The organism is Paraconexibacter antarcticus (genome assembly GCF_024220175.1).
In the GTDB taxonomy this organism is placed as follows: Bacteria; Actinomycetota; Thermoleophilia; order Solirubrobacterales; family Solirubrobacteraceae; genus Paraconexibacter; species Paraconexibacter antarcticus.
The window spans coordinates 3,066,109-3,090,837 of the sequence record NZ_CP098502.1; the positions used below are offsets into that span (position 1 = coordinate 3,066,109).

Consider the following 24,729-nt stretch of genomic DNA (forward strand, 5'->3'; position numbering starts at 1 on the left):
CGCGCGGCCTGAATCCACACACAGGGGGACTCCTCTCATGCCCGTCGTACACAACCTCTCCCGCGTCCGCGGGCTCTGCGGGCTGCTGCTCGCGCTGTCGATCCTCGCCGTCGTGCCCGCGGGTGCCTCGGCCTTCACGGCGTCACCCGTCTGGAACTGCCGGGCGAGCGCCCTCTGGACCTCCATCGGCGGCCAGAACCGCGTCGAGCCGATCGTCGCCAACGGCAACCCGAGCACCGCGAACAACAAGAGCGCGGACCGCGCGCAGTGCGCGTCGGAGGAGGCCGGCGCCGACAACCTCGCGACGCCGCTCGGCATCCCGACGAGCGTCGCCCAGGCCCAGAGCGCCAGCGCGACGACGACGATCACGCCCGAGCTCGGCAGCGCGATCGACCAGAAGGTCACGTCGACCGCGCGCGTCGAGAAGCTCCAGCTGCCGCTCGGCGGCACCTCCGTCGTCCTCGGCGTCGGCGCCGCGAACTCCACCGCGACCGGCTCCTGCGCCAACGGCTCGCCGGTCCTGCAGGGCACGAGCTCGATGGCCGACCTGACGCTCGGCGGCACGCCGATCTCGCTGAACGAGCTGCTCGGTGGCCTGCAGAAGGCCCTCCAGCCGCTCGGGATCATCGTCGACATCAAGTTCAACGAGGAGGTCCGCGAGAACGGCTCCTTCGTGCGCCGCGCCGCGCACATCAAGCTCTTCGGGAGCACCGCGACGACCCCGCTCGCGGACATCGTCATCGCCGAGGCGAAGGTCACCGGCGACGCGACGACGTGTGATCCGAACAAGCAGATCCCGGGCCTCAGCGGCAAGATCTGCCCGACCGGCGCCGTCTACGACGCCATGAGCGGCTACTGCATCATCCCCGCCACCGCGTCGGGCACCGGCAAGGTCATCGTCGTCGGCCTGCCCTTCCAGGGCCCGAGCGGCGGCACCGTGCTGAGCCTCACGAAGGCGATCAAGAAGTACGGCAAGCTCATCTGCCTCCGCGGCCAGGGTTCGCAGTACGCGATCGTCGGCACCGGGAAGGCCGACCGGATCACCGGCACGAACGGCAAGGACCGGATCATCGGCCTCGGCGGCAACGACTCGCTCGACGGCGGTCGCGGCAACGACTGCATCGAGGGCGACAACGGCAACGACAAGGTCAACGGCGGCATCGGCGACGACCGGCTGTACGGCAAGGCCGGTAACGACACGATGACCGGCGACCTCGGCAAGGACTTCATGGACGGTGGAGCCGGAGCCGACAAGGTCAACGGCGGGTCGGGCAAGGACCGCCTGATCGGCGGCACGGGCGCGGACATCCTGTCCGGCGGCTTCGGCGCGGACTCGATCAGCGCGGGCACCGGCAACGACGTCGTGAACATCTCGGTCCAGGGGCCGAGCGCGACCGTCGACTGCGGCAAGGGCACGGACAAGATCCGCCTGAACCAGCGCGAGCGCAAGACGATCAAGAACTGCGAGATCCAGTACGTGCTCGCGGACAACAAGATCGTCCGCGTGAGCTGACGGCCGGACCGGAGCAATCGCAGGACCGCGGGGCCCCGATCATCGGGGCCCCGCGCCGTTCCGGAACGCCTGTTCACGGTTGACAGGCTCCGTTACGCTCGTCCCATGCGATTCGACGACCCGAAGGATCCGGCCATGCTCCCGGTGCTCGAGGCGGGGGGCGGCGAGTCCGAGGGCTTCGAGATGGCCGAGGCGATGCTCATCGAGCACGCGAGTCACGGGGACGACGCCGGCACCGGCCGGATCACGAGCCACGCCGAGCACTTCACCGAGGAGTGCATCCCCGACGATGCGCTCTACGGCGAGGCGGACGGCCACCTGCGGCCGCGCGCCGACCTCGACTGACGGGTCCGGCCGCGCCCGCTCCGGGCGCCCGATGACGTCCCGGCGAGCGGGGACGTAGCGCACTTTCGGTCATCGCCGTGAAGGAACGCCTGCATGCGACGTCGAACATCGGGGTCGCCCATGAAGAGGACCGCAACCACCACCCAGGCCGCGCCACACGAGGCGCACGGCCACCAGACCCTGTCGGCCTACATCCAGGCCCGCTTCGACGAGTTCTCGCGCTCCCAGAAGGACGTGGCGCAGTACATCGTCGACCACCTGGACGAGGTCGCCTTCCAGACCGCGGAGGAGCTCGCGCGCCGCGCGAACACCTCGAGCTCGACGGTCGTGCGGTTCTCGCAGGCCCTCGGCTTCGAGGGCTTCCCCGAGCTGCAGGACTCGGCGCGGCAGGAGTACCGCCGCCGGTACACGGCGCCGGAGGGGCCGCGCGGCGCGTCCGTCGAGCCGCTCTTCAGCCTCGACCAGAACGAGTTCGAGACGGCGATCGCCTCCGACCACGTGAACGTCGAGGAGACCGCGCGCAAGGTCTCCCGCAGCGACGTGCAGGCGACGATCGACGCGATCACGTCCGCCGAGCGCGTCCTCATCGCGGGCACGGACCAGATGGCGTTCTTCGCGAGCTACCTGCGCCACCTGCTCATGCTCCTCGACCTGCGCGCCGAGATCGTCGCCAGCCCGTCGCAGGAGGCCCTGAGCCGCCTCGGCCGCATCGACGAGAACACGCTCGTCATCGGACTGAGCGCCGGCCGCCCGCACCCGCTCGTCGTCCGCGCCATGAAGCTCGCCCGCCACCGTAAGGCGCGGACGGTCGCGATCACCGACGCGACGCTCTCCGAGGTCGCGAAGCTCGCCTCGATCCGCCTGTACTACTCGTCGAACAGCCCGGCCTACGTCCGGTCGCACACGGCGCTGCTGTCGATCATCCAGGCGCTCGCCTACGGCGTGTACGCCCGCGACACCCAGCAGTACCAGGAGCGCATCAAGGCGTTCCGGCTGAAGTAGCGGCCGCCGGTCCCGGGCGCGGGCAGCCGCCGCGGCATCGCCCGGGGTGGCGAGGTGCCACGCCGCCGCGGCCAACGGGCGCCGTGAGGATGGGACGGACCGGGCACGGTCAATCCCGACCGCCGAGGTACACTTTGTCAATGCGCGACGAAGCTACGCCCCGGGTCAAGACCGGCCTCGCCGAGATGCTGAAGGGCGGCGTCATCATGGACGTCGTCGACGCCGATCAGGCGCGGATCGCGGAGGAGGCCGGCGCGGTCGCCGTCATGGCGCTCGAGCGCGTCCCGTCCGACATCCGCCGCGACGGCGGGGTCGCGCGCATGAGCGACCCGGCGATGATCAAGGGCATCCAGGCCGCCGTGTCGATCCCGGTCATGGCGAAGGCCCGCATCGGCCACTTCGCCGAGGCGCAGGTCCTGCAGGCCCTCGAGGTCGACTACATCGACGAGTCGGAGGTCCTCACGCCCGCCGACGAGGCGAACCACATCGACAAGTGGGCGTTCGAGATCCCCTTCGTCTGCGGCGCGACGAACCTCGGCGAGGCGCTGCGGCGCATCGGCGAGGGCGCGGCGCTCATCCGCTCCAAGGGCGAGGCCGGCACCGGCGACATCGTCGAGGCCGTCCGCCACATGCGCTCGATCAACGCCGACATCCGCTCGCTCGCCGGCATGGACGGCGCCGAGCTCGCGACCGCCGCGAAGCTCCACCAGGCGCCGCTCGAGCTCGTCCGCCTCACCGCCCAGCTCGGCGCGCTGCCCGTCCCGCTCTTCTCCGCCGGCGGCATCGCGACCCCGGCCGACGCCGCGCTCATGATGCAGCTCGGCGCCCAGACCGTGTTCGTCGGCTCGGGCATCTTCAAGAGCGACGACCCCGTGGCCCGGGCCCGCGCCGTTGTCGAGGCCACGACCCACTTCCAGGACCCGCACCGCGTCGCCGCGGCGAGCGAGGGCCTCGGCGCCGCGATGCAGTCGCTCGAGGCGCGCAAGCTCGAGTCCGGCGCCACGTTCGCCGGCCGCGGCTGGTAGTGGGGGACGCGTCCGCACCGGACGGCGGCCCGCTCGTCGGCGTCCTCGCCCTGCAGGGCGACTACGGCGCGCACGCGCGCATGCTCACCGCGCTCGGCGCGCGCGTCCGCGAGGTGCGCGTGCCGGCCGACCTCGACGGGCTCGAGGGGCTTGTCATCCCCGGTGGCGAGTCGACGACGATGACGCTCGGCGTCGCCCGCGAGGGGCTCGCCGAGCCGCTGCAGGCCTTCGCGGCCGCGGGTGCCCCGCTGCTCGGCACCTGCGCCGGGCTCATCATGCTCGACCGCACGCACCTCGGGATCCTCGACGTCACGGCCGAGCGCAACGCCTTCGGCCGCCAGATCCGGAGCTTCGAGGAGGATCTGCAGCTCGACGGGATCACCGGCGCGGGGGCGCCCATGCGCGCGGTCTTCATCCGCGCGCCGTGGGTGGCCGAGCACGGGCCCGACGTCGAGGTCCTGGCCGCCGTCGACGGGCACATCGTCGCCGTCCGGCAGGGCGAAGTCCTCGCGGTGTCGTTCCACCCCGAGATCACCGGGGACGACCGGCTGCACGCCGCGTTCCTGGCCCGCGTCCGGGCCCGCCGGGGCGCGTAGGCGCGCAGCCGCGTGGGGCGCTACGGCGTGGCGGGCTGGTAGACCGACTCGCCGCCGCCGGTGCTCGTCGTCGAGGCGGGCGGGGTGGAGGCGTCGCCGGCCGGGAGCGCGGCCGCCGGCTGCGTCGGGGTGACGCTCTCGACCTTCGCCTTGCGCGGGGTCGGGGCGGTGGTCGCGCGGGCGGGGGCGGCCGCACCGGCGGGCCGCGCCGTGGGCACGGGCGTCGTGGCGCCGGCCCGGACCGGCGTGGGGACGGTGGGCGTGGCGGCGGTGGCCGTGGGGGTGGTGGCCGTCGCGGGGGGCGCGGGACCGACGGCTCGCTTCGGAGCGCGCCGGGTGGGGCGACGGCGCGCGGGTGAGGGAGCGGCGGCCACCGCCGCGGTGCTCGTCGTCAACCCCGGCGCAGTGACGGCGGCGGCGGGGCCGACGATGACCGCGGGCGTGGGGTCGCCGCCGCCGAAGACGCCCGCGATGGCGAGCATGACGAGCACGGCGACGATGACCGCGATGGCGGGGAGCAGGAGCCGGTAGACGGGGCCGGGGTCGAGCAGCTCGGCGTCCTCGTCCGTCGCGACCGCGGTCTCGCTGTGGCGCGGGAGCGAGCGGCCGCCGCCGGCGGGCAGTCGGGGCCGCGGGAGACGCGGGGACGGCAGACGGCGGCGCGTGCGGCCGGTCGCGGCGAAGGCGGGGACGATGTCGGGGTCGGGCTCGGTGAGGTGGTCGGGCTCGCCGGCCGGGACGGCGCCGGCATCGAGGCCGTGGGGCAGGGCGACGCCGACCGCGGCGACGGGGAGCGGGAGCTCCTCGACCGGCTCGGGCGTGTCCAGGATGAACGGGGCCGGCTCCTCCTCGGGCGCGGCGTGCTCCGCGGGCTCGTCCGGGGCCAGGACCGCGTGCACGGCGGTGGGCTGCTCCTCGGGAGCGGGCGCGGGTTCCGGGTCCGGGGCCAGCTCCGGCGCGGGCGCCTCGGCGATCGGCTGCGGCTCCGCGACGGGCTCCGGCTCGACGACGGGGGTGGGCGCGGGGACGGGGGTGAGCTCGACGGCGAGCGGCGGCTCGGGTGCCTCGGCGATCGGCACGCCGTCCGCGAGCGGGGCGGCGCCCTGCATGGCGGAGACCGCGAGCGCGGTCGTCGTCACGTCGAGCGGGCGGTCGGGCGGGCTGCGGTAGCCGCGCTCGGCCCGGCGGAACGCGGCCTCGACCTCACGACACCCCGGCGAGCGCTCGAGCAGGCGGTGCAGGCGCTCGAGGTCGTCCTCGCCGAGCATCGAGTCGGCCCGCGCCGCGAGCAGCGACGGCACCGCGGCATACGTCTCCGGGCTCGCCCCGCGACCGAGGACGCGGAGGACGCCACGGCCGTCGCTCGGGGGCCGGGCCATCGACGCGGCCGCGTGGCGGGTCGCGCCGAGCAGGTAGGACTCGGGGTCGACGCCCGACGTGTCACCCACCGCCACGACGAGGGCGCGGAAGCGCGCGAACGCCTCGGCCAGCGCCGGCGGGACGTCCTCCGGGGCGCAGACGGCCTCGCAGAACGCGAGCACGGCGGGGCCGCGGCGCGCGACGAGCGCCGTGAGCACGGCCGGATCGCCGTCGCGCACACCCTGAGGCGTGACGGCGGCCTGCGGAAGGTCGTCCATCGAAGGGATCAAATCTAGTCGGTCGGGCGGGCGGACGCATGACCGCGCGCCGTCTCCGGGAGCTCCGCGAGCAGCGCGCTCAGCCGCGCCGTCTCGGTGCGGAGGTCCGCGCGCTCGATGACGCGGGCGCGCCCGGCCCGTCCGAGCGCCGCCCGCTCCGCCGGGCCGAGCGCGAGGACCTGCGCGAGTCCGGCCGCGAGCGCCGACGCGTCACCGGTCGCGACGACGACCCCGGTGCCGGGGACGACGACCTCCGGCAGCCCGACCGCGTCGGAGACGACGACGGGGACCTCCATCGCCATCGCCTCCTTGACGACGACCGGCATCGAGTCGCGGTCCCCGTCGGCGGCGACGACGCACGGCATGGCGAGGACGTCGGCGGCCTCGAGCTCGCCCCGGACGGCGTCCTCCGCGAGGGCTCCGGTGAAGCGCACGCGCCGCTCGACGCCCAGTGCGGCCGCCTGCGCGCGGAGTGCGTCCAGGAGCGGTCCCGCCCCGACGAGGACGAGGTCCGCACGGGCGAGCCGCGGGTCCGCGAGAGCGTCGAGCAGCAACGCGAAGCCCTTCTTCTCGACGAGGCGGCCGACGGCGAGGATGCGCCGGCCGCCCGGGGCGGGCGCCGTTCGGCGGAACCGCTCGGGGTCCACGCCCATGACGATCTCGTGCACGCGGCCGGCGTCGCCCGGACCCGCGCGCCGGCGCAGCTCCTGCACCGTGTACTCGCAGCCCGACGTGACGAGGGCGGCGGCGCTGAGCTTCTCGGGAAGGTTCGCGGGGGCGAGGTAGATGTCGTAGGCGTGGGCGGTGAGGGACCACGGGCGGCCGAGGACACGGCTCGCGCGGAGGGCCCGCAGCGCGGGCCCGGTCGCGAAGTGCGCGTGGACGAGGGCGCCAGATGCCTCGAGCCGGCGGATCGCCGGGGCGAGGGTCCGCAGCGGCGGCACCGGCTCCTCCCGGCGCCAGCGGCGCCGCGCGGCGAGGTCCTGCAGGCAGCGCCACGGATGGCGCGCGGCGACCGCCGCCATCGCGCGCAGCCGCTCGCCCGTGCCCTCTCGCCAGAGGTGGCTCACCGGCAGGCCGTGGTCGCCCGGGCCGTCACCGGGCGCCCCGGCGCCGATCCGCACCGGATGGCCGAGCCCGGCCAGGGCGCGGGCCTCCGCGAGGACGAACGTCTCCGAGACCGACGGGAAGGTGTCGCACCACAGCTCCAGCGGGCGGCGGGGCCGTGAGGCGGGGGCGGGGGGATGCGACATCGGCGGCGCGCATACCCTACCCCGCGTGCCGTCCGACCCCGCCGCGCTCGTCGTCGTCGTCTCGTGGAACACCGCGGCGCTGCTCGACACGTGCCTGGAGGCGCTGCGGGCCGACCACGACTCCGGCCTCGCGCGGGTCGTCGTCGTCGACAACGGCTCGACGGACGGCTCGCCGGCGCGCGTCCGCGAGCGCCATCCGTGGGTGACGCTCGTCGAGGCGGGGGCGAACCTCGGCTACGGGCCGGCGATCAACCTCGGCTGTGCCCGCGACGCCGCCGCGCACCCCGGTCCGCCGCCGCGCTGGCTCGTCGCCGCGAACGCCGACGTCGCCGTCCACCCGGGGGCGCTGCGTGACCTCGTCGCCGCCGGCGACGGCGACCCGCAGACCGCGGTCCTCGCCCCGCGCCTCGTCCTCCCCGACGGCGCGGTCCAGCACCACGTGCACCCGTTCCCGTCGCTCGCCGCGCTCGCCGCGATCCATCTGCCGTCGGCGGCGGACCTCCTGCCCGCGGGACGGGTCGTGGAGGGCCGCTGGGACCCGTACCGGCCCGCGATCGTCGACTGGGCGCACGGGGCGCTGCTGCTCGTCCGCCGCGGTCCGTTCGACGCGATCGGCGGCTTCCGCGCCGATCAGTGGCTCTACGCGGAGGACGTCGACCTGTGCTGGCGGCTGCGCCGGGCCGGCTGGCGTACGCGCTACGTCCCGCACGCCGCCGTCACCCACGCGGTGAGCGCCGCGACCAGCCAGGCGTGGACGGACGACGGCGCCCGCGACGACCGCAAGCAGGCGGCGACGTACGCGTGGATGCAGGTGGGCCTCGGCCGCCGCCGGACGGCGCTGCTCGCCGGGGCGGCGTGGGCGGCCGCGCGGCTCCAGGCCCGCCGCGAGCCCGCCGGATGGCGGCGCGACCGCGCGCTCGCGTACGCCGCGCGGCACCGGCGGGGCTTCCTGGCGGCGGTCCGCCACCGTCGCCGCTGAGCCGCCACCCACCGACCCACCCCCGCCGACTGACAGCTCAGGCAGACCTGTCCTGCGTCAGCTGTCAGTCGGCGGGGTGGGGGTGCGGGATGCGGCCCGCGCGGCCGCCGCCTGCACGCGCGTGTCGAAGTCGTCGGCGCAGATCGCCTCGACGGTCGCGCGGCCTGCCGTCCGCAGGCGCTCGCGGAGAGCCGGGTCGGCGGCGAGCTCGCGCAGCCGCGCGGCGAGGGCCTCGGGGCCGCCGGCCTCGGGGTCGAAGAGGAGCGCGTTCTCGCCGTCGCGCATGTACTCGCCCGAGCCACCGCGGCCGCTGCCGACGACGGGCAGGCCGACGGCCATCGCCTCGCTCGGCACGAGGCCCCACGGCTCGGCCCAGGTGACGGGGAAGACGAGCGCGTCGGCCGCGGCGAGGACGCCGGGCAGCTCGGCCCGCGGCCGCTTGCCCGCGAAGGTCACGCGCTCGCCGAGCCCGAGCGACGCCGCGAGCGCCCGTAGGTCGTCGAGGTGCGCCTCGTCCCCCGACCCGGTGATCGTCAGCGTCGCCTCCTCGGGGAGGCGCAGGAGCGCGCGCACGGCGACGGCGACGCCCTTGCGCTCGTCGATCCGGCCGAGGTAGAGGAGCTTCCACGACCAGTCCGGGCGCGGGGCGGGCCGGAAGAGGGACAGGTCCGGCCCGTGGTTCGCGACCTCGTGGTCGGGGAGGCCCGGGAACGCCTCCAGCGCCCGGCCGCGCACCGTCTCGCTGATGAAGACGTAGTGCATGCCGGTCCCGAGGTCGACGCTCGTCGGCAGCCCGGTCAGCCGCTCCGCCACCGCCCCGAGGCGCGGCCGCGACCGGAACGGCGCCATCCAGCCGTCGACGTCCGGCCCGTAGGTGAGCCAGTAGTCCCCGAGCACCGCGACCATCGGGACGCCCGCGCGGCGCACGCGCTCGACGAGGCCGAACGACATGCCCGCCATCGCCCACCAGACGACGACGTCGGGGCGGACCGCGGCGAGCTCGCGGGCGAGCGTCCGCGCGTTCTCGCGCTCCAGCCGGACGCGGGCGGGGAGGGAGCGCTTCGGGAAGGCGTGGTCCTCCCAGTACCAGCGCAGCGTCCGGGCGACGCCCGTCTCGCTCGCGGCGGAGACCACGGCCCCCGGGATGACGACGTCGCTCGTGAGGACCCGCACCTCGTGCCCGGCGGCCCGCGCGTGCTCCACCCACGACTGCCAGACGATCTCCGCGCCGCCCAGCTGGTGGGGCGGGTACATGTTCCCGATCGTGAGGATCCTCATCGCGCGGCCATCGCGGCGGACTGTAACGAGCGCCCCTGCACTACGCTCCCGGGCCGATGGCCGAGCGCGAGTGCATCGTCTGCGGGCAGCGGCCGCCCTTCGCGCCGCTCTTCGCCCGGGACGGCTTCACCCTCGTCCGCTGCCCGTCCTGCCGGCTCGTCTTCCTCGACCCGCAGCCCGGCGCGGACGTCCTGGACCGCGCGTACTACCACGACGAGGCGTTCTCCCAGGCGCTGCTCGGGGACCTGCGGGCGATCACGCTCGACCGTGCCCGCGAGAAGCTCGGCCACCTCGGCGCCGCGGGCCTCACCCCGCACGGCCTGCGGATCCTCGACGTCGGCGCGTCCTCGGGCGCCTGGCTCGAGGTCGCGCGCGGCGCCGACGCCGCCGCGGTCGTCGGGGTCGAGCTCGGGGCGAGCACCGCGGCCGCCGCGCGGGACCGCGGGCTCGACGTACGCACCGGGACGCTCGAGCAGGTCCTGCCGCAGCTGCAGGACGAGGCCCCGTTCGACCTCGTGACCTTCTGGGACGTCCTCGAGCACCTCCCGGATCCGCGGCACGAGCTCCGCCTCGCCCGCACCCTGCTGCGGCCCGGCGGCCACGTCGCCGCGACCTTCCCGAACGTCGAGGGCCTCTACCCGCGCCTCACCCACCGCCTCTTCGCGCGGCGGACCGGCGTGTGGGAGTACCCCGAGCTGCCGGTCCACTTCTACGATTTCGCGCCCGCCACCGCGCGGCGGCTGCTGACGGGCACCGGCTACGCGGTCGAGGCCGTCCGCACCTTCGCCACGCCCTACGACTTCTACCGCGAGACGTCGCTCTCCCCGCAGCGGACCGGCCACGGCCGCCGGCGGCGCGCCCTCCGCGCCGCGTTCGACGCCGTCCACCGCGTCGCCTATCCGGTCGCCCGGCTGACCGACCGGGGCAACGCGCAGTTCGTCCTCGGCCGCACCGCCGCCGCACCGCCGCCCGCCGCGTAGGCTCGGAGCATGCGCATCGCCGTCGCCGCCGACGAACGCACTCCCGTCGCCGACGCCGTCCTCGCGCAGCTCCAGGAGCGCGGCCACGAGGTCGTGCCGTTCGGCGCGCTCGCCCCGGGCGATCGCGCGGACTGGGCGTGGTGCTCGGCGGCCGCCGCCCGCGAGGTCGCGGAGGCCCGGGCCGAGCAGGCCGTCGTCTGCTGCTGGACGGGCACCGGCGCGGCGATGGCCGCGAACAAGGTGCCCGGCGTGCGCGCGGCGCTGTGCGCGGACGCCGTGACCGCCGCCGGCGCACGGCGCTGGAACGACGCGAACGTCCTCGCCCTGAGCCTCCGCGCGACCTCGGAGCCCGTCCTCTCGGAGATCCTCGACGCCTGGTTCACCGCCGAGCCGAGCACCGACGAGGACGACGTCGCCAACATCCGCCGGCTCGACGCCACGTGATCCTCATCGACGCGCGGGCGGCGGCACGCCCGGAGCTCGGTGGGGTGGAGCGCTGGGCCCGCGAGCTCACCACCCGCCTCCCCCGGGAGTACCCCGGGCACTACCTCGTCGCCCGGCCGCCGGAGGCGCTCTCGCACCGCGCCGGCCACGCCTGGGAGCAGCTGCTGCTGCCGCTCCTCGCCCAGCGACGCCGCGCGCGCCTCGTCCTCTGCCCGGCGAACCTCGCGCCGCTCGGCGGGGTTCCGACCGCCGTCGTCGTCCACGACACCGCCGCGCTGCGCCACCCCGAGTGGTACTCGCCGCTCTACGTCCGCTGGCAGCGGACCGTCCTGCCGCGGATCGTGAGCCACGCCTCGCGCATCATCACCGTGTCCGACTTCTCGCGGGGCGAGCTCGTCGACTACGCGGGCGCGGACGAGGCGAAGATCACCGTCGTCCCCGGCGGCGTGGACCACGTGCGGATGCACCCGGGCGCGGACGCGGAGGCCGCCCGCGCCGCCCACGGGCTCGGCGACCGCCCCTACGTGCTCACCGTCGCGAGCCGCACCTCGCGCAAGAACCTCCGCGCGCTCGGCCCCGCCGCCGCGACGCTGCGCGAGCTCGGCATCGACCTCTTCGCGGCCGGGGGCGGGCGGCCGCAGTTCGACGACGACGGCGCCGGCCTGCCCGACGGCGTGCGGTCGCTCGGGCACGTCGCCGACGAGCACCTGCCCGGGCTCTATGCGGGCGCGGCGGCGTTCGTGCTGCCGAGCCGTCACGAGGGCTTCGGCCTGCCGTGCCTGGAGGCGATGGCCTGCGGGACGCCGGTCGTGACGACGACGGCGGGCGGGCTGCCCGCGACCTGCGGTGACGCCGCGCTCTACGCCCGGGCGGACGACCCCGACGGGCTCGCGCTCGCGCTCGAGCGGCTCGTCACCGACTCCAGGCTCCACGCCGACCTGCAGGAGCGCGGGCTGCGCCGCGCGACCGGCTTCTCGTGGCAGCGGACCGCCGCCGGGGTCCACGCCGCGCTCAGGCCCTGACGAACCGCACGACGCCGTCCGCGTCGGCCTCCTCGACGGCGGACCCCTCGTTGAGCATGAGGTCGACGTGGCCGAGGACCTCCGACAGCGTCAGGAACGCCTGCGTCACCGCGATGTTGCCCCACATCTCCGTCGCGAGCTCGTACGCCGTGCGCGGCCCCTGGTCGATGAGGCCGGCGATCTTCCGCTTGCGCCGCTCGTGCGAGCGCACCCGCGAGGCGATGAGCGAGGCGTGGTCGGTGATCGGGTCGCCGTGCCCGGGGAGGACGAGGCCGAGGTCGAGCTCCGCCGTCTGCGCGAGCGACTCGAGGTAGGTGACGAGGGCCTGCGGCCGCGCGGTGACGTCGCCGTCGTCCGCGCGGTCCAGCGGGCGGGCGACGAGCGGGTTCGAGGAGACGTGGGCGATGAGATGGTCCCCGGCGACGAGGATCCGCCGCTCCTCGTCGTGGAAGACCGTGTCCGACGGCGAGTGTCCGGGCCGCAGCAGCACGCGCCACGTCCGATCCGCGAAGCCGAGCTCCGACCCCGGCGCCAGCGGCGTCCCCACGGTCACCGCCGTGCCCCACGCCCGGTAGGCGCCGGTCACCGCCTGCAGGACGAGCGCCATGTCGTCCGGGATCCCGTGCCGGTGCATGAGCCGCGCGGCGTACGCGTCGTCGTCGGCGGCGTGGCGCGTGTACTCCGCGAGCCACGGGACGAGCGCGTCGAAGCAGCAGAGCTCCGCCCCCGAGCGGTCGGCGAGGATCTGCGCGAGGCCCGTGTGGTCGATGTGCTGGTGGGTGAGGACGATCCGCTCGAGGTCCTCGACCCGGCGTCCGTGGGCCGCGAGCGCCGCTTCGAGCACCGTCAGCGCCGTGCCGGAGTTCGGCCCGCAGTCGACGAGCGTCAGCGGATCGTCCTCGACGAGGTAGCAGTTCACCCGCCCGACGGCGAACGGGGTGGGGACGGGGAGGCGGTGGATCCCCGCCGCCGCGGCGGCGGCGAGGTCCCGCTCGCGAATGGAATCCGGCATGGCGTGGCGGCGCAGAGACCCGCTAGGCGCGGATGACGCCGAGCACCTCGTCGCGCCTGGCCTCCATGTCGGCCTTCGAGTGCAGCGACTCCAGGCAGAGGCGGAGCAGCGGCTCCGTGTTCGACATGCGCACGTTGAAGTGCCAGTCCTCGAAGTCGACCGAGACGCCGTCGACGTGGGTGACCGTCGCGCCCGGCATAGAGCCGTACGTCTCCTCGATCTCGGCCATCTTCGCGGGGCCGTCGGCGACGGTCGAGTTGATCTCGCCGCTGATGAAGTAGCTGTCGCGCAGCGGGCCGAGCAGCTCGGACAGCTTCGCGCCTTCCTCGGAGAGCTTCTCGAGGATGAGGAGCGCCGGGATCGTGCCCGAGTCCGCGCAGTGGAAGTCGCGGAAGTAGTAGTGGCCGGAGACCTCGCCGCCGAAGAGCGAGCCCTCGCGCTTCATGCGCGTCTTGAAGAACGCGTGGCCGACGCGGCCGATCTCCGGGGTGCCGCCGGCCGCGGTGACGAGGTCGGCCACGACGCGGGAGGCGCGGGCGTCGTAGAGGATCGTCTCCCCGGGGGACTTCGCGAGCAGGTGCTGCGCGAGGATCGCGGTGAGGAAGTCGCCGTCGACGAACTCGCCGGTGTCGTCGATGAAGAAGCAGCGGTCGGCGTCCCCGTCCCAGGCGATGCCGAGGTCGGCGCCGCTGGAGCGGACGAGGTCGATGATGAACTGGCGGTTCTCCGGGAGCAGCGGGTTCGGCTCGTGGCCGGGGAAGTCGCCGTCCGGGACCCAGTAGGTCTCCTCGAGGTCGAGGCCGAGCTGCCGCAGCAGCGGGCCGACCATCGGCCCGGCCATGCCGTTGCCGCCGTCGACGGCGACCTTCAGCGGCCTGACCTTCGCGGGGTCGATGAACTTCAGCGCGGCGGCCTGGAACTCCTCGTAGAGGTCCACCTCCTCGCTCGTCCCCCCGCCGGGGGCGTCCCCGAGGCCGCCCTCGATGAGCGCGCGGATGTCCTGGATGCCCTCGTCGCCGCTGAGGGCTATCGCGCCCTGCTTGACGAGCTTCGCGCCGGTGTACGCCTTCGGGTTGTGCGAGGCGGTGCACATGAGGCCGCCGTCGAGGCCGCGCGAGCCGACGAGGTGGTAGAGCATCTCCGTCCCGACCTGGCCGGCGTCGATGACGTGGGCGCCCTCGTCCATCATGCCCCGGCGGTACTCGCCCGCGAGCTCGGGAGCGGTCAGCCGCATGTCGCGGCCGAGGCCGAGGACGGCCTCGCCGACCGGCTTGCCCGCGAGCCCGGCGATGACGCGGGCGAAGCCACGGCCGATCGCGTACGCCGTGTCGGGGCCGATCTGCTCGCCGTAGAGGCCGCGCACGTCGTAGGCCTTGAAGATCTCGGGAGGCACGCTCATGGGCGCTCATCCTATGCTCGCCGCCGACATGGCGGACACGACCCCCCGCAGCCTGCGCGTCCTCACCGTCGGCAGCCGCTACCGCTCCGCCGACGGCGCGGATGACGCCCCGGGCTGGGCCGCGCTCGTCGCGGCGCTGCAGGCCCGCGGCGACACCGTCCGCGTGCTGACGACGGACGAGGACGGGCCGGAGCTCGACGGCGTCGACCGCTCGCTGCACTGGTTCCGCGCCCCGGATGGGGGCTGGCGGCGCCCGGCGCGCCTGGAGGCCTCGCGGATCTCCCGCCACGGGCTCCTGCAGCTCGGCACGACGCTCCAGCGGCTGAAGCCGCACGTCGTCGTGTGGACCGCGCTCGGCGGCCTCCCGCTCACCCTCGCCGCGGCCAGCGGGCTGCCGGAGCTCGCGCTCGTCCTCGACCCGTGGCCGGTCTACGGGCCGGCCGTCGACCTCAAGGCCCGCCAGGACGGCTGGGATCCCGGCGGCGTCGCCGCCTGGTCGTGCGGGTCCGGCGCGCTCCGCGCGCAGGTGCTCACCGCCCTCGACGGCGGCCCCGGCGGCGGCCTCGACCCCGGCCGCGTCCACGTCGACGATCCCGCCGATCGGGCGGCCTGGACCGCCGCGATCCTCGGGCGGATCGACGCCCTCGCGCGCCCGGACGGCGTGGCGGCGCCCGGCGCCGGGTAGCGTGGACGGCGTGCGCCTCCGTCTGACGTTCCTCACCCTGTCCCTCGTGGCGCTCCTCCCGGCCGACGGCTGGGCCCGCGCCGGCGGCGGCTCCCACAGCTTCCGCGCCCCCTCCGGCGGCGGCGGGTTCGGCAGCGGCCGCTCCCGCGGCTTCGGCGGCGGGCACCACTTCTTCTTCTTCGGCGGCGGGGGAGGCGGGGGCGGCGGCCTCCTCATCCTCATCATCGTCGTCGTGGTGATCTTCTTCCTCATGTCCCAGCGCGGCCGCCGCTCCTGATGGGCCTCCGCGACCTCCTGCGCGGCCGCGGCAAGGCGGCGGAGGACCGCGCCGAGCGGGTGCGGCTCGCCGCCGCCGAGGCGTCGGAGGACGACGCGCTCTTCGCCCCGGACGCCGTCGAGGCCCGCGCCTGCGAGCTCTTCCTCACGATCCAGCGGGCCTGGAGCGCCGACGACGTCGCGACCCTGCGCCGGCTCGTCGGCCCGGAGCTCATGGTCGAGTGGGACGCCCGCCTCGCCGACTTCCGCCGCAAGGGCTGGCGCAACACCGTCGACGTCCTCGACGGCCCGACCGCGCGCTACGTCGGCCTGACGAACCGCGCGGGGGACGCCGAGGACCGCACCGTCGTCCAGCTCACCGCCCGGCTGCGCGACGTCGTGGTCGACCGCCACGGCCGCGAGATCCCGAGCGAGGACGGCGCCACCCCGCGGATCAGCGAGTTCTGGACGCTCGGCAAGCGCGACGGGGCGTGGATCGTCGTCTCGATCGAGCAGGAGCGCGAGGGGCGCCACCACCTCACCGCGCCGCTCGTCGCGGTGCCCGAGGGCGATGACCGGCGCCTGCATGCCGAGGCGGTCATGGAGGTCGCCGCGGCCGACGGGGTGCGCGCCGACGAGGTCGGCCAGTTCCTCTCACCCGGCTTCTCGGGGCCGGCCCGCGCTGCGGCGCTCGACCTCTCGCTCGTCGACGGGCGCTTCGCCCCCGACGTCCTCGCGACCGCCGTCGGCGAGGTCGTCGAGGCGTGGGCCGCCGCGATCGACGGCCCGGACGACGGGCTCGCCGAGCGCACGAGCCCGGGCACCCTGCGCACGCTCCTCTACCCGACGCCCACCGAGCGCGCCCGCCTCGTCATCCGGGGTCTCGAGGTCCGCTCCAGCACGATCACCGCGGTCGCGCCGGGCCCGCCGCCGGAGGTCCGCCTGCGGCTCGAGGTCGACGGCGTGCAGTACGTCGAGGACCGCGACACGACCGAGGTGCTCGCGGGGAGCAAGCGCCGCCGCGGCACGACGCGCCAGGAGTGGACCCTGCGGCTGTCGGACGACCCGCGCCGGCCGTGGCTCGTCGTCGCCGCCGACGGCGTCGTCCCGCGTTGAGCACCCCCGCCGGTGTCCTCCACCGGCGGGCGTCCCGCGCCGCCGCCCTCCTCGGGCTCGCCGCCCCGCTGATCGCCGGCTGCGGGGCGCGATCGGGGCCACCGCCGCTCGACGCCGGACGGCACCTCTTCCTGACGCAGCGGTGCGGCAGCTGCCACGCGCTCGCCGCGGCCCATACCCGCGGCGGGCCTGGCCCCGACCTGGACACGAGCGAGCGCCTGGACCTCGCGCAGCTCCGCGACGCGCTCGTCGAGGGCGCGAACGGCATGCCGTCCTACGCGGACCGCCTGACCCCGCGGCAGCTCGACGTCCTCGCCGCCTTCCTCGAGCAGGCGACGCGGCGGCCCTGACCTGACCGCTGCCGCTCAGGCCGGGGCGGGCGCCCGGCGCCGCAGGTAGCCGAGGGCCTCGCGCAGCAGCACCCGCTCGGCGACGACGGTGCTCACGAGGACGAGGACGGCGAACAGCGCGAGCTGGGCGGCCGCCATCGTGGCGGTGCGCTGCCCGCCGTCCAGCGCGCGGACGAGCAGGACGGCCCCGACGCCCGGCAGGATCGGGGTGACGGCGCGGACCGCGTGGGGGAGCAGGCGGAAGCCGGTGAACAGCCGTCGCAGGTAGTACGTCCGGCACACGAGCTGGACGAGCATCATCGCCGCCATCCCGTAGGCGAAGCCCTGCAGGCCGCCGAAGATGAGCAGCGGGAGGGTGAGGACGACGAAGGCGACCGTCGTCACCGCCGAGGTCACCGCGATCGGCCGCGTGTCGGCCCGCGCGCGGAAGTACGACGTCCAGTTGAAGCCGAGGTGGTTGATCGCCGCGATGAGCCCGAAGGCCTGCAGCAGCGGGATCGCCGGGCGCCAGCGCTCGCCGATCCCGAAGCGGACGAGGTCCTCGGCGAAGAGCGCGAGGCCGACGCCGAACGGCATCGCCCACATGAGCGCCAGGCGGTTGGACTTCACGAACGACTCGAAGAGGACGTCGGTGCGATCCGCGACCCGGCAGATCGCCGGGTAGAGGGTGCCGGAGACGATCGCGTCCACCCGGTCGGCGAACTGGATGACCGTCGAAGCGAGCGCGACGACCCCTGCGCCGGCGACGCCGAGGGTCGCGGACGTCGCGATGATCGACCCCTGGGCGACGACGAGCCCGGCGACCGACGCGGCGAGGATCGGCAGGGAGAAGGACACGTACTCGCGGATGACCGCCCCGTCGAAGTTCAGGCGCAGCCTGTAGGGCGACGTCACCATCGCGAGGACCGACGTGGACCAGGCGCCCGCGAGCAGGCCGCCGACGAGCGCCCAGTAGCCGGCGCCCGCCGCCGCGAGCCCGACGGCGACGACGAAGCCGACGATCGGGTCGGCCGAGCTGATCATCCGCTGCTTGACGTAGTCCATCCGGCGGTACCAGATCCACAGCGGGGCCTGGAGGGCCAGGGCCGGGATCGCGAGCAGGCCGACGAACCCGACCGGCACGATCTCCCAGCGCCCGTAGGCCCAGGCGACGAGCGGGATCGCGACGGCGATGAGGAGCGTCACGGCCGCGGTCATGACGAGCTCGATCGTGAAGGCCCGCTGGAAGGCCGCCTCCTGGTCGAGGTCCTCCTGCTGGATGTACTTGTCGCTGACGCCGACCTCCTTGAGGAAGACGAGCGTCCCGAACGACGTGACGAGCACGGCCCAGATGCCGTAGTCGTCCTTCGTGAGGAAGCGGGCGAGGACGAAGCCGCGGATGAGGCTCAGGCCGGTGAGCGCGATGAGGAAGACGCCGTTGACGAGCGTCCCGCGGGCCGCGCGGCGGCGCAGGCCGGGACCGGCCGCGGCGCCGGGCTCGGTCTCGCGCAGCTCCTCGGGGACCTCGAGCGTGCCGTGGGGCTCGAGGGGCTCGGGCGGGCCGGTGAGGTCGATGACCTCGTCGGGGCCGCTCATGCGCCCCGCTCCCACCCGGCGAAGAACGCGTCGGCGAGCGTCACCTTCCAGTGGGCCCGGGCGGCGGCGTGCACGCGCGGCCCGACGACCGGGACCGCCGCCGGGATCCGCTCGGCGAGCGCCGCCATCCGCGCGGACGACGCCTGGCCGCGCCACCCCCGCAGCGCGTCGTGGAAGTACGGCTTCACGTCGGGGTGCTTGGCGACCATCATCCGCTCCGCCGGCGCGGCCGCCGCCATCCGGCGCTCCCAGTCCGCCAGCGTCGTCGGGTGCAGGTGCTCGGCGCGGATCTGCGGGTCGTACATGAGGCGCAGCCCGCGGTCGTGCATCCGCCGCCCGATCTCGAGGTCCTCGTAGCCGAAGGTGAAGTCCTCGTCGAAGCCGCCGACCGCCTCGAGGAGCCCCCGCTTGAACGAGACGTTCGACGTGTAGAGGCGGCCCCAGCCGGCGTCTCCCGCCTCCATGTGGGCGTAGTCGAACTGCGCCCCCTCCTCGAGGAAGCGCATGAACGGCGTGACGCGCAGCTCGCGGGCCCAGCGGACGTGACCGAGGATCCCGACGTGCTCCTCCGGCCGGCGGGCATGGGCGGCGAGGTGCGCGGAGACGAGACCGGGGTCCGCGAGGATGTCGTCCCCGAGGAAGAGCACGAGCGGCGCGGCGGCGGCCCGCCAGCCCGCGTTGCGCGCGGCGGCGACCCCGGGGGCATGACGATGCACGATGCGCACCGCGAACGGGCGCGCGCCGGCGTCGACGGCCCGCGCGACGGCCGCAGGGTCGTCCTCCTGCGCGTCGTCGACGACAATGACCTCGGTGAGCGCGTCCGCCTGCCCCTCGAGGCGGTCCAGGCAGCGCCGGAGGACCGGTGCCCGGCGGTAGGTCGGGATGACGATCGAGACCGCGAGGGCAGCCGGCCGAGGGCGAGCCTCCTGGGCGAGCCCCTCGGCCACGTCAGCTCCGGAGGAAGACGTACGCGCAGTCCTCGAAGTCCGCGAGCCCGCGCCAGCGGCCGTGCCGCTCGGCGAAGGCGACGGTGTAGCCGAGCGACGCCATCGTCGCGCGCAGGTCCGCGTCGGTGATGCCCCACTGCCACACGTCGTGGACGTCGCGCCACGGGCGCCCGCGCTTGGGGTTGACCTCGTCGAGGCGGTCGAAGAGCCCGTCGATGTTGTCCTGCGGCGGGACCGCCTGCCGGTAGCGCTCCTCGCCGAGGTCGAGCAGGCGGACGGTGCGGCCGGATTCGGGAGGATGGCCCCCTGGGCCATCCTCCGGCGGGATGAGCCCCTTGGGCGAATCCCGCGGGTCCCACATCGGGTTGACGATCGCGAAGGCGCGGGCGTGCGTCGCGTAGCGACGGAGGATCTCGTCCCAGTTGGGGTCGACCTGGTGCAGGAGGACGTCGAAGAGCAGGACGACACCGACCTCGCCGACGTCACCCGGCGTGCGCTCGAGGCCGAAGTTCTGCTCAAGCAACTCGAACTGGGGAAAGGCGGCGGCCCGCTCGCGGACGCCGGGGGTGATGTCGTCGTCGACGAGGACGGCGCGCGCCGGGCGATGCTCCTCCAGCGCGTGGAAGCTGTACCCGGCCTCGACCGCCCAGACCCCGCCGAGGTCGGCGATCGAGTCCACGCCGTCGAGCGCGAAGGCCGCGTCGATCGTGCGGAGCTTCAGGGGGACGAGCGGCGGGCGCCACGGCCCCTCGGCGGGCGCCGCGGACCCGGCGTCCGGGGTCCCGCCGAGCCGCCGCCTGAGCGCGTCGACGAGCTTCGGCGCCATCAGATCGCCACCGGGCGCGAGTGGATCCAGGCCTGCGGATCGCCCTTGCGGGTCGCAGCGAGGAGCCGCCGGCCCTCGCGGTTCATGAGGACCTTGCGCGACGGCTTGACGATCGGGTGCCCGCCGCCGCGCGGCAGCCTGACCGGGGTCGGCCTGCCGATCGGCTCCAGGCCCGCGGCCTTCACCATGCGGGCGTAGGCGGCGATGTTCGGCATCCACCACCACGGACGGCCGTCGCCGTCGAAGGTCGCCATCGCCCGGCGCGGGAAGAGCACCGACATCGTCGGGTCGATCGCGTCCATCGTGCAGACGATGCCGTCGCTCGCGCAGACGCCGCGCAGGCACTCGAGGGCGCGGATCGGGTCACGCAGGTGCAGGAGCAGGCTGCCCATGAAGACGAAGTCGAAGCGGCCGACCTCGGCCTCGTCGAGGTCGTAGACCGAGCACTCCTTGTAGGTGACCTTGGAGTCGAAGGCCTCCGCGGCGATCGGGAAGCCCGCGCCGCCCTGCTTGCGGTCCTCGAGGATCTGCACGAGCTCGTCGCCCGCGGTGATCGGCCAGTCCCAGGCGCGCGGGTCGACGATGTCGACCGCGACGACCTCGGAGGCGCCCCGCTTCTCCATCTCGAAGGCCCAGAAGCCGTCGAAGGTGCCCACGTCCAGGCACCGCTTCCCCGCGAGGGAGACGGGCAGGACCTGCGGTGCGACCGTGCGCAGGTCGAACCAGCCGGGGGTGATGACGCCGGGCGCGAGCTCCAGGGTGTGGTACCACTGCTTCCGCTGCCCGACGCGCTCCCGGATCGTTTCCAGTGCGAGCGCCATAAGGCAGACACCCTACTTCCCGTGGCCGTCCTGCGATCCGTCATCGACCCCGACTCCGAGGCCGCCGAGCTGCGCGCCTACCTCGGCGACGCCTACGACCACCGCAGGCTCATGCACTACGAGCACCAGCTCGAGGAGGAGCTCGCGCAGATCGGGGACGAGCAGGCGCTCTACCGCACGTCCGAGGGGTACCTCTACAACCTCACGGCCTTCGCGATGACGGGGACGAAGGATCCCTACCGGGCGTGGATCGACGCGGCGTTCCCGGCCGGGGGGCGCCTGCTCGACGTCGGCTGCGGCATCGGGGCGGACGGCCTCGCGCTCATGGCCGGCGGCGGGCACACCGTGACGTTCGCGGACTTCGACAACCCGAGCGTCGCCTACCTGCGCACGCGCCTGGCCGCCCGTGGGGAGCGCGCCGCCCGTGCCCGGATCGTCGACCTCGACCGCGAGCCGCTCCCGCCCGGCCACGACCTCGCCTACGCCTTCGACGTCCTCGAGCACGTCGAGGAGCCCTTCTCGCTGCTCGCCTCGATGGAGGCGGCCGCCGACCTCGTGCTCGTGAACCTCCTCGAGCCCGAGCCGGGGGAGACGGCGCTCCACCACGAGCTGCCGGTCTCCGACCTGCTCGACCATGCGACCGGCCGCGGCCTCGTCCGCTACCGGCGCTTCCACGCGGGCCGGTCGCATCTCGTGCTCTACCGCGGCGGAGGCGCCCGTACGCCGGCGCCGGGCCCCGTCGCGGCGCTGCGCAGCCGCGTCGTGCGGCGCCTCGGCGCCCGCAGCCGCTGAGCCCGGCCGCCCGCTGCGCCGGCGTCGGGTGCTGCCGGCGTCGGGTGCTGCCGGCTCAGCGGGTCCGACGCGCGGCGGCGGCGGCCAAGGTGCCGTCCGCACCGTCCGGCCAGCTCTGCATGAGCTCGTCGACCGTACGCAGGAGGTACGGGCCGAGCGACGCGCTGTACGTCGTCGTCATGTGCGAGACGTCGCGGAGGATGAGCGCGCCTCCGGTGACCGGCGGGCACATCCGCCGCCGGCAGAAGAACGTCGCGAGGTCGGCGACCTGGACCTGGGTCGAGCCGAGCGCCTTCGCGGCCAGGACCGAGGGGTCGGGCGGCAGCGCGTAGGCCTGGGTGAGCGCGCAGACCTGCCCGGGGACCTGACCGGCGGCCACCGCGTGCTCGATGCACGGGATCGTCCGGCCCGAGTTCCGCGGCGTGTCACGGATGACGACGATGTGCCGGACGCCGTGGAGCAGCAGCTTCGTCCACGCGAGCTCGTAGCCCTCCAGGCGCGCGGCACCCGGGCTCTGGCCCGGCCTGGCCGGCAGGGCGGTGCCGCGGTGCTGCGAGGTGAAGACGACGCTGACCTCCGGGTGCGCCGCGATCCACCGGAGCACCGCGCGGTTCCACTGCATGCAGCGGGCCTGACGGGTCCGGCCGGGGAGGTTCGGGTGGGCGAGCGTCAGCGGGCAGCCCGCCCGCTGGATCGAGATCGCGCGCCAGTGGTGCGCCTCGAGAACCGTGTCGAGGGCGGCGCGCCAGTGCGCGGCGTGGCTGTCGCCGAGCAGCGCGACGGTGCGCGTCGCGACCTCGGGCCTCGCCCCGAAGAAGCAGACGTCGAGCAGCCCGTCGGCCGAGAACTCGCGGTGCTCGCAGCGCTGCGCCTTCTGCGCCGAGCGGGCGTTCGCCGGCGCGGGGAAGACCGTGAGCGAGAGGCCGGGGTTGTCGCACGGCTTGAGCGGGTCCACGGCGGCGGCACCGAAGCACGGCTGCAGCGTCGGATCCGCCGTTGGGGCGGGCGCCGGGCCGGCCGGCGTCGTGTCCGCGGTCGTCGCGGGCGCGGGCCCCGTCGTCGCCGGCGGGTCGGTCGCCGGCGGCGCCGGGTCCGGGAAGATGAGCAGCCGCGGCGTCGCGGCCACCGCAACCGGGCGCGCGACGGCGACGGCCGTGCCCGCGCCGGCCACCAGCACTGCGAGGACGAGCAGCAGACGGCGGAGCAGGGGGCCTGGGGCGCGCATCGGCCGCGGATTCTAGGCCCGGGTACGACGATTCGCGCCGTACCTGTGCGTGCTCGTGCACAACGTCTCGGCTGCCGGTGGCGGCGGCGGCGCGTGCGCCGCTCAGGCGCGGCCGCGGGCCCAGAGGTCCGCGCGGCCGAGGGCCCGCGTGGGGCGGTGCGCCGCCAGGCGGTGCACGAGCGTGCGGGCCTTCGCGTCCGCGAGCGGGACCATCTCGTCGTGGACGAACTCGCCGTGGACGACGTGGACGTCCGCGAACCCCGCCCGCCTCAGCGCCCGCGCCAGCGAGCGGCGCGTCTGCTCGTTGACGTGCATCATCGCCTCGACCTCGCCGCGCGGCTGCTTGGGCCAGCGCCGGGCGCGGCCGGGGACGAGCAGCCGCTGCACGCGGTAGGTCACGTCGTAGATGAGCCGGTTGGGGAACGTGTGCGCGACGATCCGCCCGCCCGGCTTCAGGATGCGGCGCGCCTCGCAGAGCGCGCGGTGGAGCTCCTCGGGGGAGAGGTGCTCGACGACGTCGAGGAGCGTCACGAGGTCGGCGACGTCGTCGGGCAGGGGGACGGCGCGCGCGTCGGCGAGCAGCACCTCCGCCGTCACGCCGTGGGCGGCGACGGTCCGGTTCGCGAGCGCGACGGCGGCCTCGGAGTACTCGAGCCCGACGGCGCGGGCCGCGCCCTTCTGCATCGCCAGGGCGAGCAGCTCGCCGCGGCCGGTCCCGACGTCGACGAGCACCTCGCCGGGCTGCAGCTGCGCCCGCAGCAGCGCGTAGGAGTACGTGCCGTGGATCGGGGCCCCCGGGTCCGCCTTCCACTCCTCGTAGCCCATGTTCCACTCGAGGTAGTAGGCCTCGTCGTAGGCCTCGGCGGGGACGACGGGGTCGGGGAGGTCCTGCGCCACCGGCTAGGCCCGCTTCGTCGCGTGGAAGACGACGTGCCGCACGGAGAAGTCGCCGGTCGCCTTCATGCTGAAGCGCTCCTTCTCGACGACCTCGTCGAAGCCGGCCGTCCAGATCATCCGCTTCCACGTGCGGATCGACGGCATCCAGAAGACGACGGCCGCCTCGCGGTCGGCCCGGAAGCGCGAGAGCGCGATCGGCAGCTTCGAGAGCCACGGGTCGTACTCCTCGGCGCTGACGAATGTCCCGCCGGGCTTCACGAGACCCGCGATCCGCTCGAGCGCGAGCAGCTGGTCGCGCAGGTGGATGAGCACCGAACCGCAGAAGACGAGGTCGAACTGGCCGCCGAGCTTCTCCGGGGTCGCGTCGTAGACCGAGCAGACGACGCGCTCGACGCTCGAGCCGAAGGCCTCCTTGGCGAGCCGGAAGCCGGCGCCGCGCTCGTTGTCGGGCCATTCGGTCGCCCGGCGGCGCGGAGGGACGTCCAGGTCGCGCTCGTCGTCGAGGTCGATGGCGACGACGGTCGCGCCGCGGCGCTCCATCTCGAACGCCCAGAAGCCGTCCCACGTGCCGACCTCGAGGGCGCGCATGCCCGTCATGTCGTCCGGGAGGTGGTAGTGGCCCTCGGATCCGCGGAGGTCGAACATCCCCGGCGTCACGACCCCGGGAGCCAGCTCGAGGACGTGATACCAGCCCAGGGCGGCGGCGCGTTCGGCGATCTGCATCGCCCGCAAGCCTACGCGGGACGGGTTCGGGA

Annotated in this window: 26 protein-coding genes; 14 read left to right on the forward strand and 12 right to left on the reverse strand. The window is 75.0% G+C overall.

Annotated features, from left to right (window positions below):
* Nucleotides 1-37: 37 nt before the first annotated feature.
* From NBH00_RS15030 to pdxT, 5 genes are all read left to right on the forward strand, one after another.
* Entirely contained in the window at nt 38-1,513 is a 1,476-nt protein-coding gene (locus tag NBH00_RS15030; protein WP_254569406.1) for a calcium-binding protein, read from the forward strand.
* A 105-nt stretch (nt 1,514-1,618) separates the two neighbouring features.
* Nucleotides 1,619-1,858 carry a hypothetical protein gene (locus NBH00_RS15035; protein WP_254569407.1) on the forward strand — a complete coding sequence of 80 codons (240 nt, stop codon included), beginning with the start codon at nt 1,619-1,621 and terminating at the stop codon, nt 1,856-1,858.
* A 120-nt stretch (nt 1,859-1,978) separates the two neighbouring features.
* A complete protein-coding gene (locus tag NBH00_RS15040) occupies nt 1,979-2,860 on the forward strand; it encodes a MurR/RpiR family transcriptional regulator (protein ID WP_254569408.1) in 882 nt (293 codons plus the stop codon).
* A 140-nt stretch (nt 2,861-3,000) separates the two neighbouring features.
* A complete protein-coding gene (gene pdxS, locus NBH00_RS15045) occupies nt 3,001-3,885 on the forward strand; it encodes a pyridoxal 5'-phosphate synthase lyase subunit PdxS (RefSeq protein WP_254569409.1) in 885 nt (294 codons plus the stop codon).
* Nucleotides 3,885-4,481: a pyridoxal 5'-phosphate synthase glutaminase subunit PdxT gene (pdxT, locus tag NBH00_RS15050; RefSeq protein WP_254569410.1), complete on the forward strand. Its 597-nt coding sequence runs from the start codon at nt 3,885-3,887 to the stop codon at nt 4,479-4,481. The genes pdxS and pdxT overlap by 1 nt, the downstream gene beginning before the upstream one ends.
* A gap of 20 nt (nt 4,482-4,501) precedes the next feature.
* Here the strand turns inward: pdxT and NBH00_RS15055 are convergent, their stop codons facing one another.
* Both NBH00_RS15055 and NBH00_RS15060 read right to left on the reverse strand, forming a co-directional pair.
* Nucleotides 4,502-6,118 carry a hypothetical protein gene (locus NBH00_RS15055; RefSeq protein ID WP_254569411.1) on the reverse strand — a complete coding sequence of 539 codons (1,617 nt, stop codon included), beginning with the start codon at nt 6,116-6,118 and terminating at the stop codon, nt 4,502-4,504.
* Between the two features lie 14 nt (nt 6,119-6,132).
* On the reverse strand, nt 6,133-7,371 hold the full coding sequence (locus tag NBH00_RS15060; protein WP_254569412.1) for a glycosyltransferase: 1,239 nt from the start codon (nt 7,369-7,371) through the stop codon (nt 6,133-6,135).
* A 25-nt stretch (nt 7,372-7,396) separates the two neighbouring features.
* On the opposite strand from NBH00_RS15060, the gene NBH00_RS15065 reads away from it, so the two are divergent.
* Entirely contained in the window at nt 7,397-8,350 is a 954-nt protein-coding gene (locus NBH00_RS15065; RefSeq protein ID WP_254569413.1) for a glycosyltransferase family 2 protein, read from the forward strand.
* 57 nt (nt 8,351-8,407) lie between these two features.
* Here NBH00_RS15065 and NBH00_RS15070 read toward each other — a convergent pair whose 3' ends face one another.
* Entirely contained in the window at nt 8,408-9,628 is a 1,221-nt protein-coding gene (locus tag NBH00_RS15070) for a glycosyltransferase (protein WP_254569414.1), read from the reverse strand.
* Between the two features lie 56 nt (nt 9,629-9,684).
* Here NBH00_RS15070 and NBH00_RS15075 point away from each other — a divergent pair, with 56 nt between their 5' ends.
* Genes NBH00_RS15075 through NBH00_RS15085 form a run of 3 tightly spaced genes read left to right on the forward strand, consistent with a single transcriptional unit; the run spans nt 9,685 to nt 12,074 of the window.
* Complete coding sequence (locus NBH00_RS15075) at nt 9,685-10,608, forward strand: class I SAM-dependent methyltransferase (RefSeq protein ID WP_254569415.1); 924 nt, start codon at nt 9,685-9,687, stop codon at nt 10,606-10,608.
* 9 nt (nt 10,609-10,617) lie between these two features.
* The gene (locus tag NBH00_RS15080; RefSeq protein ID WP_254569416.1) at nt 10,618-11,052 is read left to right on the forward strand and encodes an RpiB/LacA/LacB family sugar-phosphate isomerase; all 435 of its coding nucleotides are present in this window, start codon (nt 10,618-10,620) and stop codon (nt 11,050-11,052) included.
* Nucleotides 11,049-12,074 carry a glycosyltransferase family 4 protein gene (locus NBH00_RS15085; RefSeq protein WP_254569417.1) on the forward strand — a complete coding sequence of 342 codons (1,026 nt, stop codon included), beginning with the start codon at nt 11,049-11,051 and terminating at the stop codon, nt 12,072-12,074. The genes NBH00_RS15080 and NBH00_RS15085 overlap by 4 nt, the downstream gene beginning before the upstream one ends.
* Here NBH00_RS15085 and NBH00_RS15090 read toward each other — a convergent pair.
* Both NBH00_RS15090 and NBH00_RS15095 read right to left on the reverse strand, forming a co-directional pair.
* On the reverse strand, nt 12,064-13,086 hold the full coding sequence (locus NBH00_RS15090) for an MBL fold metallo-hydrolase (RefSeq protein WP_254569418.1): 1,023 nt from the start codon (nt 13,084-13,086) through the stop codon (nt 12,064-12,066). The two genes, NBH00_RS15085 and NBH00_RS15090, sit on opposite strands and share 11 nt — an antisense overlap.
* A 22-nt stretch (nt 13,087-13,108) precedes the next feature.
* A complete protein-coding gene (locus NBH00_RS15095; protein WP_254569419.1) occupies nt 13,109-14,485 on the reverse strand; it encodes a phosphomannomutase/phosphoglucomutase in 1,377 nt (458 codons plus the stop codon).
* Here NBH00_RS15095 and NBH00_RS15100 point away from each other — a divergent pair.
* The 4 genes from NBH00_RS15100 to NBH00_RS15115 are packed head-to-tail and all read left to right on the forward strand — an operon-like array spanning nt 14,484 to nt 16,891.
* Nucleotides 14,484-15,170: a hypothetical protein gene (locus NBH00_RS15100; protein ID WP_254569420.1), complete on the forward strand. Its 687-nt coding sequence runs from the start codon at nt 14,484-14,486 to the stop codon at nt 15,168-15,170. The two genes, NBH00_RS15095 and NBH00_RS15100, sit on opposite strands and share 2 nt — an antisense overlap.
* A 10-nt stretch (nt 15,171-15,180) precedes the next feature.
* The gene (locus tag NBH00_RS15105; RefSeq protein WP_254569421.1) at nt 15,181-15,447 is read left to right on the forward strand and encodes a hypothetical protein; all 267 of its coding nucleotides are present in this window, start codon (nt 15,181-15,183) and stop codon (nt 15,445-15,447) included.
* Nucleotides 15,447-16,541, forward strand: a complete 1,095-nt coding sequence (locus NBH00_RS15110; RefSeq protein ID WP_254569422.1) for a TIM44-like domain-containing protein — start codon at nt 15,447-15,449, stop codon at nt 16,539-16,541. The genes NBH00_RS15105 and NBH00_RS15110 overlap by 1 nt, the downstream gene beginning before the upstream one ends.
* Nucleotides 16,538-16,891: a c-type cytochrome gene (locus NBH00_RS15115; protein ID WP_254569423.1), complete on the forward strand. Its 354-nt coding sequence runs from the start codon at nt 16,538-16,540 to the stop codon at nt 16,889-16,891. The genes NBH00_RS15110 and NBH00_RS15115 overlap by 4 nt, the downstream gene beginning before the upstream one ends.
* Nucleotides 16,892-16,906: 15 nt before the next feature.
* Here the strand turns inward: NBH00_RS15115 and NBH00_RS15120 are convergent, their stop codons facing one another.
* From NBH00_RS15120 to NBH00_RS15135, 4 genes are read right to left on the reverse strand one after another with little or no spacing between them, the layout of a single operon-like run.
* A complete protein-coding gene (locus NBH00_RS15120) occupies nt 16,907-18,466 on the reverse strand; it encodes an oligosaccharide flippase family protein (RefSeq protein WP_254569424.1) in 1,560 nt (519 codons plus the stop codon).
* Complete coding sequence (locus NBH00_RS15125; RefSeq protein ID WP_254569425.1) at nt 18,463-19,413, reverse strand: glycosyltransferase family 2 protein; 951 nt, start codon at nt 19,411-19,413, stop codon at nt 18,463-18,465. The genes NBH00_RS15120 and NBH00_RS15125 overlap by 4 nt, the downstream gene beginning before the upstream one ends.
* Before the next feature lies 1 nt (nt 19,414).
* Entirely contained in the window at nt 19,415-20,239 is an 825-nt protein-coding gene (locus NBH00_RS15130; protein WP_254569426.1) for a hypothetical protein, read from the reverse strand.
* Nucleotides 20,239-21,060, reverse strand: a complete 822-nt coding sequence (locus NBH00_RS15135) for a class I SAM-dependent methyltransferase (protein WP_254569427.1) — start codon at nt 21,058-21,060, stop codon at nt 20,239-20,241. The genes NBH00_RS15130 and NBH00_RS15135 overlap by 1 nt, the downstream gene beginning before the upstream one ends.
* A gap of 21 nt (nt 21,061-21,081) precedes the next feature.
* On the opposite strand from NBH00_RS15135, the gene NBH00_RS15140 reads away from it, so the two are divergent.
* A complete protein-coding gene (locus tag NBH00_RS15140) occupies nt 21,082-21,852 on the forward strand; it encodes a class I SAM-dependent methyltransferase (RefSeq protein WP_254569428.1) in 771 nt (256 codons plus the stop codon).
* A 55-nt stretch (nt 21,853-21,907) separates the two neighbouring features.
* Here the strand turns inward: NBH00_RS15140 and NBH00_RS15145 are convergent, their stop codons facing one another.
* From NBH00_RS15145 to NBH00_RS15155, 3 genes are all read right to left on the reverse strand, one after another.
* The gene (locus NBH00_RS15145) at nt 21,908-23,077 is read right to left on the reverse strand and encodes an SGNH hydrolase domain-containing protein (protein ID WP_254569429.1); all 1,170 of its coding nucleotides are present in this window, start codon (nt 23,075-23,077) and stop codon (nt 21,908-21,910) included.
* Between the two features lie 102 nt (nt 23,078-23,179).
* Nucleotides 23,180-23,974: a class I SAM-dependent methyltransferase gene (locus NBH00_RS15150; protein WP_254569430.1), complete on the reverse strand. Its 795-nt coding sequence runs from the start codon at nt 23,972-23,974 to the stop codon at nt 23,180-23,182.
* 3 nt (nt 23,975-23,977) lie between these two features.
* On the reverse strand, nt 23,978-24,697 hold the full coding sequence (locus NBH00_RS15155; RefSeq protein ID WP_254569431.1) for a class I SAM-dependent methyltransferase: 720 nt from the start codon (nt 24,695-24,697) through the stop codon (nt 23,978-23,980).
* Nucleotides 24,698-24,729: the final 32 nt, after the last annotated feature.

Bases quoted from the DNA above. Each gene is read 5' to 3' on its own strand.
- NBH00_RS15095 (WP_254569419.1), bottom strand. From the start codon at position 14,485: ATGAGCGTGCCTCCCGAGATCTTCAAGGCCTACGACGTGCGCGGCCTC.
- NBH00_RS15075 (WP_254569415.1), top strand. From the start codon at position 9,685: ATGGCCGAGCGCGAGTGCATCGTCTGCGGGCAGCGGCCGCCCTTCGCG.
- pdxS (WP_254569409.1), top strand. From the start codon at position 3,001: ATGCGCGACGAAGCTACGCCCCGGGTCAAGACCGGCCTCGCCGAGATG.
- NBH00_RS15080 (WP_254569416.1), top strand. From the start codon at position 10,618: ATGCGCATCGCCGTCGCCGCCGACGAACGCACTCCCGTCGCCGACGCC.
- NBH00_RS15130 (WP_254569426.1), bottom strand. From the start codon at position 20,239: ATGGCGCCGAAGCTCGTCGACGCGCTCAGGCGGCGGCTCGGCGGGACC.
- NBH00_RS15070 (WP_254569414.1), bottom strand. From the start codon at position 9,628: ATGAGGATCCTCACGATCGGGAACATGTACCCGCCCCACCAGCTGGGC.
- NBH00_RS15110 (WP_254569422.1), top strand. From the start codon at position 15,447: ATGGGCCTCCGCGACCTCCTGCGCGGCCGCGGCAAGGCGGCGGAGGAC.
- NBH00_RS15060 (WP_254569412.1), bottom strand. From the start codon at position 7,371: ATGTCGCATCCCCCCGCCCCCGCCTCACGGCCCCGCCGCCCGCTGGAG.
- NBH00_RS15100 (WP_254569420.1), top strand. From the start codon at position 14,484: ATGGGCGCTCATCCTATGCTCGCCGCCGACATGGCGGACACGACCCCC.
- NBH00_RS15055 (WP_254569411.1), bottom strand. From the start codon at position 6,118: ATGGACGACCTTCCGCAGGCCGCCGTCACGCCTCAGGGTGTGCGCGAC.
- NBH00_RS15040 (WP_254569408.1), top strand. From the start codon at position 1,979: ATGAAGAGGACCGCAACCACCACCCAGGCCGCGCCACACGAGGCGCAC.
- NBH00_RS15090 (WP_254569418.1), bottom strand. From the start codon at position 13,086: ATGCCGGATTCCATTCGCGAGCGGGACCTCGCCGCCGCCGCGGCGGCG.
- NBH00_RS15145 (WP_254569429.1), bottom strand. From the start codon at position 23,077: ATGCGCGCCCCAGGCCCCCTGCTCCGCCGTCTGCTGCTCGTCCTCGCA.
- NBH00_RS15135 (WP_254569427.1), bottom strand. From the start codon at position 21,060: ATGGCGCTCGCACTGGAAACGATCCGGGAGCGCGTCGGGCAGCGGAAG.
- NBH00_RS15120 (WP_254569424.1), bottom strand. From the start codon at position 18,466: ATGAGCGGCCCCGACGAGGTCATCGACCTCACCGGCCCGCCCGAGCCC.
- NBH00_RS15035 (WP_254569407.1), top strand. From the start codon at position 1,619: ATGCGATTCGACGACCCGAAGGATCCGGCCATGCTCCCGGTGCTCGAG.
- NBH00_RS15155 (WP_254569431.1), bottom strand. From the start codon at position 24,697: ATGCAGATCGCCGAACGCGCCGCCGCCCTGGGCTGGTATCACGTCCTC.
- NBH00_RS15030 (WP_254569406.1), top strand. From the start codon at position 38: ATGCCCGTCGTACACAACCTCTCCCGCGTCCGCGGGCTCTGCGGGCTG.